This window comes from Aeromonas sp. s8 (assembly GCF_040907785.1).
Classification (GTDB): domain Bacteria; phylum Pseudomonadota; class Gammaproteobacteria; order Enterobacterales; family Aeromonadaceae; genus Aeromonas; species Aeromonas veronii.
In genome coordinates, this window is the sequence record NZ_JBFOCL010000040.1 from 197,046 (window position 1) to 209,714 (window position 12,669).

At 60.2% G+C, this 12,669-nt stretch carries 12 protein-coding genes; 9 read left to right on the plus strand and 3 right to left on the minus strand.

The window, feature by feature from the left end:
* Nucleotides 1–55 precede the first annotated feature (55 nt).
* Together AB5Y86_RS13715 and AB5Y86_RS13720 are read right to left on the minus strand one after the other, a co-directional pair.
* Complete coding sequence (locus AB5Y86_RS13715) at nt 56–1,540, minus strand: murein L,D-transpeptidase (protein WP_040066667.1); 1,485 nt, start codon at nt 1,538–1,540, stop codon at nt 56–58.
* Between the two features lie 92 nt (nt 1,541–1,632).
* Nucleotides 1,633–2,397 carry an ABC transporter substrate-binding protein gene (locus AB5Y86_RS13720; protein ID WP_129504524.1) on the minus strand — a complete coding sequence of 255 codons (765 nt, stop codon included), beginning with the start codon at nt 2,395–2,397 and terminating at the stop codon, nt 1,633–1,635.
* 316 nt (nt 2,398–2,713) lie between these two features.
* On the opposite strand from AB5Y86_RS13720, the gene AB5Y86_RS13725 reads away from it, so the two are divergent.
* The 5 genes from AB5Y86_RS13725 (at nt 2,714) to AB5Y86_RS13745 (ending at nt 8,208) form a co-directional block, all read left to right on the plus strand.
* On the plus strand, nt 2,714–3,259 hold the full coding sequence (locus tag AB5Y86_RS13725) for a hypothetical protein (protein ID WP_368193063.1): 546 nt from the start codon (nt 2,714–2,716) through the stop codon (nt 3,257–3,259).
* A gap of 55 nt (nt 3,260–3,314) precedes the next feature.
* Nucleotides 3,315–4,334, plus strand: coding sequence for a glycosyltransferase family 2 protein (locus tag AB5Y86_RS13730; RefSeq protein WP_100646553.1), 1,020 nt, complete (start codon nt 3,315–3,317; stop codon nt 4,332–4,334).
* The gene (locus AB5Y86_RS13735; protein WP_005338463.1) at nt 4,331–4,702 is read left to right on the plus strand and encodes a GtrA family protein; all 372 of its coding nucleotides are present in this window, start codon (nt 4,331–4,333) and stop codon (nt 4,700–4,702) included. Before AB5Y86_RS13730 ends, AB5Y86_RS13735 begins: the two co-directional genes overlap by 4 nt.
* Complete coding sequence (locus AB5Y86_RS13740) at nt 4,702–5,868, plus strand: hypothetical protein (protein WP_005338464.1); 1,167 nt, start codon at nt 4,702–4,704, stop codon at nt 5,866–5,868. Before AB5Y86_RS13735 ends, AB5Y86_RS13740 begins: the two co-directional genes overlap by 1 nt.
* Before the next feature lie 228 nt (nt 5,869–6,096).
* On the plus strand, nt 6,097–8,208 hold the full coding sequence (locus AB5Y86_RS13745) for an alpha-amylase (protein WP_368193064.1): 2,112 nt from the start codon (nt 6,097–6,099) through the stop codon (nt 8,206–8,208).
* Between the two features lie 75 nt (nt 8,209–8,283).
* Here the strand turns inward: AB5Y86_RS13745 and AB5Y86_RS13750 are convergent, their stop codons facing one another.
* On the minus strand, nt 8,284–8,910 hold the full coding sequence (locus tag AB5Y86_RS13750) for a glutathione S-transferase N-terminal domain-containing protein (RefSeq protein ID WP_368193065.1): 627 nt from the start codon (nt 8,908–8,910) through the stop codon (nt 8,284–8,286).
* 171 nt (nt 8,911–9,081) lie between these two features.
* On the opposite strand from AB5Y86_RS13750, the gene AB5Y86_RS13755 reads away from it, so the two are divergent.
* The 4 genes from AB5Y86_RS13755 to AB5Y86_RS13770 all read left to right on the plus strand — a co-directional run bounded on the left by AB5Y86_RS13755 (nt 9,082) and on the right by AB5Y86_RS13770 (nt 12,655).
* Nucleotides 9,082–9,726 carry a response regulator transcription factor gene (locus AB5Y86_RS13755; RefSeq protein ID WP_005338467.1) on the plus strand — a complete coding sequence of 215 codons (645 nt, stop codon included), beginning with the start codon at nt 9,082–9,084 and terminating at the stop codon, nt 9,724–9,726.
* Between the two features lie 113 nt (nt 9,727–9,839).
* Nucleotides 9,840–10,436: a TetR/AcrR family transcriptional regulator gene (locus tag AB5Y86_RS13760; RefSeq protein ID WP_127008187.1), complete on the plus strand. Its 597-nt coding sequence runs from the start codon at nt 9,840–9,842 to the stop codon at nt 10,434–10,436.
* Nucleotides 10,437–10,518: 82 nt separating this feature from the next.
* Entirely contained in the window at nt 10,519–11,397 is an 879-nt protein-coding gene (locus AB5Y86_RS13765; protein WP_368193066.1) for an alpha/beta hydrolase, read from the plus strand.
* Between the two features lie 112 nt (nt 11,398–11,509).
* On the plus strand, nt 11,510–12,655 hold the full coding sequence (locus tag AB5Y86_RS13770; RefSeq protein ID WP_368193067.1) for a patatin-like phospholipase family protein: 1,146 nt from the start codon (nt 11,510–11,512) through the stop codon (nt 12,653–12,655).
* The last annotated feature ends 14 nt before the right edge of the window (nt 12,656–12,669 follow it).

The following is a 12,669-nucleotide window of genomic DNA, read 5'->3' on the forward strand; positions in this document are numbered from 1 at the left end:
CAATCGCCCATAGAAAAGCCCGGCACAGGCCGGGCTTTTCACTCTGTGGCAGGGATCACAGCAGGCGGCTCTGGAAGCTGACCCGATCAAATCCGTAGATGTCGTTACGCAGTTGCTGGCGACCATTTTCGTCGATCCAGCTGCTCCAGTAGACGGTAAAGACCGGGATCGGCGTGGTGAGCGGCAACCATTTGGTCTGGCTCTCCTTGAGGATATTGGCCACCTTGTCCGGCTGATAGCGGGAGTCCGCCAGCAACAGTTCGGCCAGATCGTCCGCATGTTCCACCCGGATGCAGCCCGAGCTGAAGGCGCGCGCCCCCTGCTCGAACAGCGCCTTGCGCGGAGTGGAGTGCAGATAGATGGCGTCATTGTTGGGCAGATAGAATTTGTAGCGCCCCAGGGCATTGTGATCCCCCGGCTTTTGCCGCAGGCGATAGGGGAAACCGGCGGCCAGCGCCTGATGCCACCCCTCTTCGGTGAACTGGACCGGATTGCCCTCGCTGTCGATCACCTCGAACTGCTCGCGACTCAGATAGGCGGGATCCCGACCCAGCTTGGGCAGGATGTCCTTGCTCAGGATGGAGCGCGGCACATGCCAGGAGGGGTTGAGCACGATGGAGCGAATTTCGCTGGCCAGAATGGGAGTGGCACGCTGCTCCTTGCCGACGATGACCCGGCTGGTGAATACCTCGTTGCCGGACTCCACCACGCTCAGACGGTAGTCGGGAATATTGACCAGCACGTAGCGGCCACCGGCGAGCTGATCCACCAGATCGCGACGCCACAGGTTACGCAGCAGCAGGCTGGCGCGCACTTGCGGGCCGGTATTGAGCCAGGAGCGGGTCTGACGGCCGATAATGCCGTCCGCGGTGAGACCGTGACGACGCTGGAACTGTTTGATGGCCTGCTCGGTATCACCATCGTAAATCTGATCACCATGGCTCGGGGCGCTGTCGCCCAGCTCGTTGAGCATGGCGCGGATCTGGCCGAGCTCGGCGGAGCTCTCTCCGGCACGCAGGGTCGGCATATCGAGGGTCGGCCACTTGCTGGCCATCGGCATCGCCAGAAGTTTGTGCACTTTGGCCCGCACCGCCTCGTATTCCGCCACCTGAGGTCGCAGGGATTTCACCTGGGTGAGCAGGTCATCATCGCTGGGCTGGGTCACCACAGGGCGGTTCAAATCGAGCTTGAGGGTCTTCATCTGCTCGCGAGAGACCAGATCCATCCCCCGCCAGGCGTGCTGGAAACGGCTCAGCTTGGCAAAAATGTCGTCATAGATGGCACCGCGCTTGTCTGCAGGGGTGGCCTGCAGGCGCTTCCACAGTGTGAAAAAATCGGGATGCAGCTGGGCAAGCACAGCCTCTTGCAACTGCTGCTCCAGCTCGACACGGGCCTGTTCGGCCTGACTGCCCTGATACCAGTCGTGTCCAGTTTCACTGGCCGCCACCACAACTTGTGCTTCGGTCGCATGTACCGCGCCAGCGGGCAAACATCCCAGCCACACCAGATTGGCAAGGGCCAGCCAATACTTCATCCCCATGGGTACCTCAAAACGGTTTGTTCACTCTGTCGGGCCTGACAAGCAGACCCGATGCTCAGGCCGCTCATGATGCGTGAACGGCCAATACTTTGCTAGCGCCCGGGGGCATAACGCTGCCAGATAATGTCATACGCATCTGTCTCCTTGAACCGCGCCAACGCCTGATTGAATTGTTGCAAGAACTGCGGCGAAAAGCTGCGCTTGCCCAACATAAAGAAGCTCGGCGATTCAGATACCACCATGGGGTGACTGGTGAACAGACCGCTCATCCCCTCCTTGTTAAGGGCGCTGGGGGTAGCCAGCATGTCACCGAGGAAACCGTCGATCCGGCCGCGGGCCAGCTTCTCAAAATTTTGCTGGTCGCTCACCGCACTCACCTGTTTGGCATAGCGAGCGAGCAGCGACATCACTTCCTCACCATAGAAGTACTCTTTGGTAACGCCGAGGGAGTAACCACTGGCCAGCCAGCTCGTCAGATCCTGTTCGGGATAGTGGCTGCCCTTGCGGATCCACAGCAAGGTGCGCCCCGGGTTGTAGGAGTCGGAAAACCAGGCATAACGGGCGCGCTCATCATTGATATTCGCCTCCATCGCCATGTCTATCTCGCCATGCTCCATTTCGTGCAGTACCCGCTTCCAGGGCAGCTCCACATAGTTGACCTTGCAGTGCATGGAAGTGAGCACAGCCGTCAGCACCTCGGCGGCATAACCGCGCACCTCTTGCGGTGAGTCGGCTTCGTAATAATGGTAGGGGGGCCAGTTATCGTAACCGACCTGAATGGGCTCGGGACACAGGGCCCTGGCCAATGCCATTGGCGCCCATAATCCAAGCAACAGACAGCAAGAGATCCACTTCATATGTCATCCTTGACGAATAAGTGAGTCATCATAAATCGCCCCCTGCAAAATGGCGATAGAGGCCAGATGACTATCGCATCCGCTAGAAAATGACGCAGCAAAGCACGTCTATTTGCCAAATACCTTGCCGGAGCGCCACTGGCAACCGGCGCCCCGCCAGACCTGTTTAACCGGGAAACAGCAACGTTTGGAACAGGGGTAAAAAGGGGTTAATATGTGACCAAATATTTTTTTGTGATCCACTATGCTTTTTTTGCAATTGGATTAGCATATGCGCGACATCGGCCTACCCATTCTGTCAGGCATAGAGAGTGATATGACGTACAAAAAGTTCGGTTTTTTGACTGCCATTCTGGCGTTAAGCGGTTTTTATCTTTACACCCTCTATCTGGCTGCTCACCCCAACGTGAGCCTGGCCTACAAACTCTATTATCTGGAAGGCAAGACCCGCTTCTGGGAACACAACTCCAGCATGACCTATCAGCTGGGTAACGAGCTCAATCTGACCAAGCCGAGCCGCTTTCTCTCCAGCGAAGGCTGGGCCAAGAAGCCGAGCGACGAAGGTACCCTGCTCAGCGGTCAGGGCGGTCTCTACTTTGTGCTGCCCAAGCAGGCAGCCAATCCGGATCAGCTTACCGTACAGGCCCGCATCAATAGTCCGGAAGCCGGTGCCCTGTTGAAAGTGGCGCTGGGTCACGACTTCACCACCACGGTGAAACTGGCCAAAGCGGGTATCAACGAAATCCGCCTCAGTCTGCCCGGCGACTCGCTCACGGCAGATCCCAAGCGCCCCAATTTTCTGGCGCTCTCGGCACCTACTCCCATCAATGTGCAGTCGGTACGTTTGACCGTAGCCCAGTGATCCTTGCCCCGAATACCATTTTATAAAAACAACTATCCCAAATAAGGACGTTCTTATGTCGCATCCAGATTTTCGACTCTCTCTGGTCGTTCCCGTTTACAACGAGGAAGAGAGCATCGATGCCTTCATCAACGCGATAGACAACGAACTGGCCCCGCTGAAAGACCAGCTTGAAATTGTATTCGTCAACGATGGCAGCCGTGACCGCACCCGTGAAGTGGTCGAGCAGGCCATCGCCCGCGATCCGCGCGTGACCCTGGTCAACCTGGCACGCAACTTCGGTAAAGAAGCGGCCTTGACCGCCGGTCTGCATCAGGCCAAAGGGGATGCCATCGTGCCGATGGACGTGGATCTGCAAGACCCGCCCGCCCTGATCCTGGAGTTCGTCAAACTGTGGCAGACCGGTGACTATGACACCGTCTACGGCATCCGCGTCGATCGCAGCGCCGATACCCCGATGAAGCGCCTGACTGCCGGTGGCTTCTACCGCTTCTTCAACGCCCTCTCCACCAGCACCAAGCTGCCGGAAAACGCCGGTGACTTCCGCCTGATCGACCGTCGCGTGGTCGAGGCGATCAAACTGCTGCCGGAGCGCAACCGCTTCATGAAGGGTCTGTTTGCCTGGGCCGGTTTCCGTGCCGTTGGCGTCCCCTACGAGCGCCCGGCCCGTCACGCCGGTGAAACCAAATTCAACTACTGGAAACTGTGGAACTTCGCGCTCGACGGTCTGCTCAGCTTCTCCAGCTGGCCGCTGCGGGTCTGGAGCTATGTGGGTGTCGGCGTCTCCTTCGTCGCCTTCCTCTACATCCTCAAGATCGTGACCCAGGTGGTTTTCTTCGGCATCGACGTGCCCGGTTACGCCTCCCTGATGTCCGTTGTGCTTTTCCTCGGCGGTATCCAGCTGCTGTCGCTCGGCATCATCGGCGAGTACATCGGCCGCATGTTCGTGGAAGTGAAACAGCGCCCGGTCTACCTCATTGAAGGGGTCTATGGCCAGTATGCCAAGCAGGATGCGACCAAACCGCAGAGCGCTGACAGCAACCCGCAAGAGCTGCAGGAGCAGGCGCCGCAATGATCTCCCGCGAGGAATTCTGGCGGCTGGTACGTTTCGGTTTTGTCGGCGGGGGGGCTACCCTCGTCGACCTTGGCACCTCCATCGCACTGTTTCATACCTGGCCCACCATCTCGGAGCACCTGGTTACCACGCTGGCTTTTGCCATCGCGTTCTGGTTCTCCTTCTTTGGTCACCGCTACATCACCTTCCAGAAGCAGGGAGCCGCCAGCAAGTTTCTGCTGGTCGCCCTCTTCTCGCTGGCGGTGCGTAACCTGATCCTGAGCGGCCTGCTGTTTGCGGGGCTCTCCGGTCTGCTGCCGGTGGTCATCGCCACCCTGACCGTTACCGTCCTCACTTACGTTCTTTCTCGCGTCTGGGTTTTTGCCTGATGAATGATATGACCAATACTGCCCCGCTAACCGGGGCTGCACTCCCCTATCGCCCGTCACTGCGCATCAGCGGCCGTGACTGGCTGATGATCATCGCCGCCTTCATGCTGAGCCGGGTGGCGCTGTATGGCATGGGTTACTTCGGTGTCCAGCTCTATGGCTCCCCCGACATTGGCCCGCTACAGGCCTATTGTCAGTTTGACTGCGTCTGGTTCCAGCGCATCATCGAGAACGGCTACGATCTCTACCCGCGTTGGCTGAGCAAGGGCAATGCGGCAAACTGGGCCTTTATGCCGCTCTATCCGATGGTCTCCGGTGCCATCTCCAACCTGTTCAATGTCGAGAGCCTGATCGGCCTCATCATTGTTACCAATATCTCCTTCTTCGCCAGCCTGCCGCTGATGCTGCTGGTGTTGCGTCAGCTCAAGCTGGGGGACGATACCGCCCGCTTCGGCGTCTGGCTGCTCGCCTTCTCCCCCTTCTCCGCCTACTTCGTCTCCGGTTATACCGAGTCGACCTTTATGGCGCTGATGCTGGGGATGTTCCTGTTCGCCTATCGGGAGCAGTGGCTGATGGTGGCCGTGCTGGGGGTCTGTATCTCCGCCACCCGCAACCTGGGGGTGATGATGGTCTTCCCGGTACTGATCCTGGCGCTGCAAGCCTACGGCTGGCGGGAATTTTTCCGCTTCACCGAGCGCGCCTTCAAGGTGGTGTTCACCCTCTGGATGATCCCGTTTGGCCTGTTTGCCTACATGGTCTACCTCTATCACCTGACCGGCGATGCCTTCGCCTTCAAACACATTCAGGTGGCATGGGGTCGCTACATGGACAGCCCGCTGGACTGGTGGCTGAGCGGTTTCGAGCTGGGCGGCCGCAAGGCTTACCTCTCCATCATGGTGATCTTCGGCTGGTGCCTGAACGGTTACCTGTTCAGCCAGAAGCGCTGGGCCGAAGCGACCCTGATGTTCATCTGCTGCACCATCCCGCTGATGACCGGCCTCAACGCCATGCCGCGCTACATGTTCGGGCTCTACCCGACCCTGCTGGCCATCATTCTGCTGACCCATCGCTGGCCAGCCATCCGCCCGGCGGTGCTCTGCATCAGCGGCATGGTGGCCTCCTTCATCGCGGTGGCCTTCGTCAACTTCAAGTTCTTCACCGTCTGATGTGACGACGATACCTGCAATGCCAAATGCCGGTCACCTGACCGGCATTTTTTATGGGCGCTATTTATATCGACAGAGATTCCCACCACCTCCCCGTCACACTTTCCTCGGCTTGAAAACGTAACCATTTGAACTGATGTCACAAATCGGCATTTTGCCGATCCAAGGCGCGCTTTGCTGCTCCTAGAATGGGCCCTTGTCCGAACTGCCCTGCTCAAGGAATGGCTTATGCGTCGTGCTCATTACTTATCCCCTCTCTGGCTCGCCCTGCTGGCCGCCCCTCTGTTCATCCAACAGGCGATGGCCGCCCCCGAGGTTCGCCTCTATGTGGATGGTCAACCGGTGGCGACCCCGATCGTGCTGGACAAGGGCACGGTGGAGCTGACCCACACCCTTGCCAAGGGGAGCCACCAGATCCGCATCAGCGACGCAGACAATAGTTGCGGTACCAGCTTTGGCCCGAGCGAGAGCAAGCCGCTCCCCTTCGGCACCGCCCAGCCCATGGACAAATGCAGCAAGGATCAGAGCTTTACCCTTCGGGTGATGCTGGCCGGGGAGTATCAGTTCACCTTCAACCCGGATACCCCCAGCCTCAAGGTGCTGCGGGCGACCAAGAAGAGCGAATTCAAACGCCAGCCACCACAAGAGCCTTGCATCAGCTGGGATGGCGGCCCGGTCACGGTATCCCTGAAAGGGGTTTGGCCCGAGGGTACCCGACTGAGGGATGCCTACTCGAAACAGGAGGCGGAGGTCAAACAAGGCAAACTGACCCTGACCCCGAGTAAAGAGAGCGGCGGCCTGCTGCTGCTCGAGCCGGTCAAGGCAGCCAAGCCAGCACCATTCAGCTGGGATCAGGCGAGCGTCTATTTTCTGCTGACCGATCGCTTCCACAATGGTGACCCCGCCAACGACCAAAGCTTCGGCCGCCAGAAGGATGGACAGGATGAGGTAGCCACCTGGCATGGCGGTGACTTCAAGGGGCTGACCGAGAAGCTCGACTACATCAAGAGCCTCGGCATGAACGCCATCTGGATCACCCCCATGGTGGAGCAGGTTCACGGCTTCATTGGTGGCGGCGAGCAGGGCAATTTCCCCTTCTACGCCTACCACGGCTACTGGGCGCTCGACTTCACCAAGATTGACCCCAACTACGGCGATGAAGAGAGTCTGAAAACCCTGGTGGATGAGGCCCACAAGCGCGGCATGCGGATCATCCTCGACGTGGTGATGAACCACGCCGGTTATGCCACCCTCGCCGATCTGCAAGATCTCGGGCTCACCGAACTGACCCAGAACAGCGGCAAACTGCCGACCGTCTGGAACCAGTGGCGACCGAGCAGCGGCCTCAACTGGCATGGCTACAACCAATTCATCGACTATCAATCACCCGCGTGGAACAAATGGTGGAGCGGTGACTGGGTGCGCGCCGGTCTGCCCGGCTACCCGCAGCCAGGCACCGACGATGTCACCGGCTCGGTGGCGGGGCTGCCGGACTTTCTCACCGAATCGACCAAACCGGTAGGGCTGCCGCCGTTGCTGGCCGCGAAAAAGGATACCCTCGCCAAGGCGCTACCCGACGCTACCGTGAGCGACTATCTGATCGCCTGGCACACCGACTGGGTGCGCCGCTTTGGCATCGACGGCTTCCGCGCCGACACCGTCAAGCATCTGGAGCCCGAAGTGTGGGCCAAGCTCAAGCAGGCGGGCACCGCTGCGCTCAAGGAGTGGAAGACCAACAACCCGGGCAAGGCCCTCGACGATCTGCCCTTCTATATGGTGGGAGAGGTGTGGGATCACGGGGTGGCCAAGGATTTCTGGTATCAGAACGGCTTCGATTCGCTGATCAACTTCGACTATCAGCGCGAGTTCGCACTGTCACAGGCCCAGTGCATGGCCAGCGCCGAGCCCACCTATGCCAGCTACGCCAGCCGCATCAATCAGGATCCCGAGTTCAACGTGCTGAGCTACATCAGCTCCCACGACACCAAGCTGTTCTTTGGAGACTATCAGGATGTGCCGCTACAGCGCCGGGTCGCCAACAGCTTTATGCTGCTGCCAGGCGGCATCCAGCTCTACTACGGCGACGAGTCCGGCCGTGGGCTGGCCAAGGATGGCGGGGTGTTCGATCAGGCGCTGCGCTCGGACATGAACTGGCAGGAGCTGACCAGCGGAGACAAGGCTAAGCTGGTCAAGCACTGGCAGCAACTGGGCCAGTTCCGCGCCGCCCATCCGGCCATTGCGGCAGGCAGCCACCAGAAACTCTCGGATGCACCCTACGCCTTCGTGCGGAAGAAGGGGGATGACAAGGTGGTGGTGGTCTTTGCCGGTCGGCAGAAGTAACTCTTGGGCCATATATACCAGCAACAGAGAGGGGAGCCACTGGCTCCCCTCTCTCGTTTATCTATCTGCCAAGGCTCACTGTGACTGGCGCGCCGCCACCGGCCACTGCAACCGCGCCTTGAGCAGGGTCTCCTGCCACAGGGGCCAAGAGAGCAGCGCCTGCTGATAGGCTCCGGCCTGACCGGGCAACAGGATGCCGTAGCTGGCCAACCGATAGGCCATCACCGCATAGAAGGCATCGACAATGCCCGCCTCGCCAAAGTAGAAGGGGGCCCGCGCCTGCGACCAGATCCCCTGCAAGCGAGCCAGCTCGCCGACCGCCTCCACCGGGGGATCGATACAGGTTGGCGCCCCAAGAAAGAAGGGGAGCAGAGAACGGATCTGCCGAAATCCCGCGTGCAACTCGGCGCAGAGACTGCGAGCCAGCGCCCGCTCGGCCAGCGAAACGGGATAGAGCTGGCGGTCGGGACAGAGCTCGTGAACATATTCAGCGATGGCCAGCGAGTCGTGAACCCGCACGCCATCGTGTTCGAGCCAGGGCACCAGACCGGCCGGTGCCAACCGCTTGAGCCGCGCCAGCGACTTGGCATCCTCCAGATCGAACACCTGCTCCTGCCACGTCAGCCCGCTCATGGCGAGCACCAGTGCCGCCCGCATCGCCCAGGTGGAGCCGGTGCCCACCGCCAATACCAAGGATCCCATCTGTTGCCTCCTGCATGAGTTGCCCGCGACCGGCCTGTCTGCCCTTGATGGCAAAACATCCGATGGTCGCTTCACATTTGCGCACCGGCGGGTTTGACCCTCTTGGTGAGCGATGCTAGTTTGATTTTTCAAAACAATCAGTTAGCAACAATGTGAGCCATTAACCGAAATATGGACAGCCAATTTACCATCGTCATCGCAGATGACCACCCCCTGTTTCGGGGCGCCCTTTACCAAGCGGTGCACATGGCCATCAACGACGCTCAATTGCTGGAAGCGGACTCCATCGACAGCCTGACCAGCCTGCTCGGCGAGCACCCCGAAGTTGACCTGTTGCTGCTCGATCTCAAGATGCCGGGAGCCAATGGCTTCGAGGGGCTGGCCCACCTGCGCGGCCAGTATCCCGACCTGCCCATCGTGGTGGTCTCCGCCTCGGAAGATGCGGCCATCATCCAGCAGGTGCTGCGGCTCGGAGCGCTCGGCTTCATTCCCAAGTCGGTGCCGATGAAGGAGCTGGTCAACGCCCTCAATACGGTGATCGGGGGGGATAACTGGGTGCCGGAAGGCATCTCGCTCCATCCTGAATCGGAAGACGGCCCCGATTTCGCCAGCAAGCTGGCCAGCCTCACCCCCCAGCAGTACAAGGTGCTGATCATGCTGCGCGACGGCAGCCTCAACAAACAGATCGCCTGGGAGCTCAACGTCTCCGAAGCCACCATCAAGGCGCATATCACCGCCATCTTCAGAAAACTGGGCGTCAAGAACCGCACTCAGGCGGTTATCGCCCTGCAACAGCTCGATATCAAGGAGAGCTGAGCCCCGAACGCGGCGACACAGTCCAGATGAGATAGCCAGCCATGCTGGCTATTTGTTGCTCGACAATTAGCACGATCGTACTTTATGCTGCCAGCGCCAACGAGGAGAGAGTGATGAGCAAGGGGCGCCTGACCCGGGAAAACATTTTGCAGACTGCCTTTGAGCAGGCGAGCCAGCAAGGGCTGGAGAGCCTGACCATCGGCTCGCTGGCCAGCGCCTGCGAGATGTCGAAAAGCGGCCTGTTTGCCCACTTTCAATCTCGCGACAATCTGCAGATCGCCGTGCTGGAGTACGCCGCCGAGGTGTTCCGGCTGCGGGTGATCCAGCCGGTACGTCAGCAGGAGCACCAGAGCCAGCACGACAAGCTGATCGCCCTGCTGCGCGCCTGGCAGGCGTGGAACCACTGCTTCGCCGGACGCTGCATGTTCCTCGACGCCTGGACCTCGGTGCAGGATGGCCATGAGCAAAAGAGCCCTGTACAACAAGCCGCTAGGCAACTGGTGCGCTTCTGGCTCGACTATCTGGCCCGTCAGGTGGTGCAGGGTCAGGCCGCAGGCGAGTGGCGACAGGAGATGGATCCCTGGCGCGCCGTTTACCGCCTCTATGGCCTCTATCTGGCGGATCAGGTGTTCAACGATCTCGAACTGTGTCAGGATCCGGCCCGCCACTTCTGGCCCGAAGTGGACGCTCTGCTGAGCAGCTGGCGCTGATGTTTTGGCATCCGTTCAACACGAATTTTTAAAAACCAACAAAAAAGCACGACCGTTCGCACACAAAAACCACAGGATGACCATGAGCAGCAAGATCTACTTCAACACCCGCCGCTTCAGCCCGAGCAAATGGCTGCTGGGGATAGGCACCCGGTTGCACCACAGACTCGCCCCCACCCATGCCAAGCGTACCGCTAGCAAGTTGCTGCTCACCCCCCAGCGCAACCAGCGGGGTGGCCACGAACCTGCCAGTCTGGTGAAGCAGGCTGTCCATACCAGCGAAGGGGTATTGATGAGCTATCGGCTCGGTCAGGGACCACTGTGGCTGCTGATGCACGGCTGGTCCGGCAGCGCCAGCCAGTTCTATCCGCTGATGAGCCATATCGCCGCACAGGGTTTCACCGCCATTGCCTACGATCATCCGGCCCACGGCCAGAGCGCAGGCAACACAGGCCACCTGCCCCGCTTCGTACGCGCCTTCGACGAGCTGGCGACCAAGCTGGCCAGCGAAGCAGGCCCGCTGCACGGGGTCATCGCCCACAGCATGGGAGGCGCCGTCACCCTCTCCAGCCGTCAGGCGGGTATCGATACCCTGCCGCTGCTGTTGATTTCGCCGGTGCTCGACTATGTGCCCCAGCTCTACGGCATGGTGGCACGCTCCGGCTACTCCATCCGGCTGTTCGATGCGGTGGTCAAGGAGATTGAGCAGGAGTACCAGCACCCCTTGAGCACGGTCGATCCGCTGGGTCGCCTCGCCAGTCGCAGCGGCGCGGCGATGATAGTGCACGACGAGGAGGACAGGTTTGCCCCGCACGGCGATTCCTTGCGGGCCAGTCAGGATGGTCATACCCGGCTGGTGAGCACCCGGGGTCTGGGCCACGGTCGTATCCTCGCCAGCGCCCCGGTATTCGCCGCCTTCGATCAGCTGGCGCGGCCGGAAAATCCTCACCGCGCCCTTTGACACGGGGCCATGAAAAAAACGGGCGAGCGCCCGTTTTTATATTTGATACAGCGCCTTATAGTTAACTTGTCAGTGGGAACATTCTTGTCAGAACACGATAAGGCGCCAGCATATGGCCAGACCCAATACAGCGTTGTTGCTCACCGGTGGCGGTGCTCGCGCCGCCTATCAGGTCGGCGCCCTCAAGGCGATTGCGGAGCTCTACCCGCGCAATCTCGGCATCCCTTTTCCCATCCTTTGCGGCACCTCGGCGGGGGCTATCAATGTCACCGCGCTCGCCTGCTACGCCTCCTGCTTCCATCTGGGGGTGCGCAAGCTGGAGTGGGTCTGGCGCCGTTTCGAGACCCACCACATCTTCGATTTTCATCCCGGTCGCCTGCTGTGGCGGCTGATGTACGAGGGGTCAGCGGGGCTGATCAATCCCCATACCAACCACGCCTTTCACCTCTTTGACAACGCGCCACTGCACCGCCTGCTGGATCAACTCATCGACTATCACCGCATCGATGACAACATCCTCTACGGCAGTCTGGAAGCGCTGGCCATCACGGCGTCGGATTACGATGACGGCCTCTCCACCACCTTCTTTCAGGGGCGGGCCGACCACCATCCGTGGGAGCGGGCCAGACGGCGCGGGGTACGCACCGTGCTTACATCGGAGCACCTGCTCGCCTCCTCGGCGCTCCCCTTCGTCTTTCCAGCCACCCGGATCGGTGAGAAGTTCTACGGCGACGGATCCATCCACCAGCTGAGCCCGCTCAGCCCCGCCATCCATCTGGGTGCGGAGCGGATCCTGCTGATCACCCTGGATCCGCCGGCGCACTCGGCGCCGACCCATCACCACGGCCATCTCACCAGCTCCAATATCGCCAGCCATCTGCTCGATACGGTCTTTACCGACACCCTCAACTCCGATCTGGAGCGGCTATGGCGCATCAACCAGACTCTTGATCTAATCCCTGAGCGGGAGCGCAATCGCCTCAAGCTGAAACGGGTGGAGACCTGCGTGCTAAAACCGAGTCAGGATCTCGACACCATCGCACTGGCCTACCTGCGCAAACTACCGCTAAAGTTGCGCCGCCTGTTGCGGGTGTTGGGCGTGAAGGGGGATGAGACCAGCAGTCTGGCCAGCTTTTTGATGTTCTATCCGGGTTATTGTCAGCAGCTGATCAAGCTGGGCTATCAGGACACCCTGAGGGAGCGGGAGCGGGTCGTCGCCTTCCTCGATATCGAAGAGCTACCAAAAGAGCGGGAATAAAGGGGGCAGCCGAT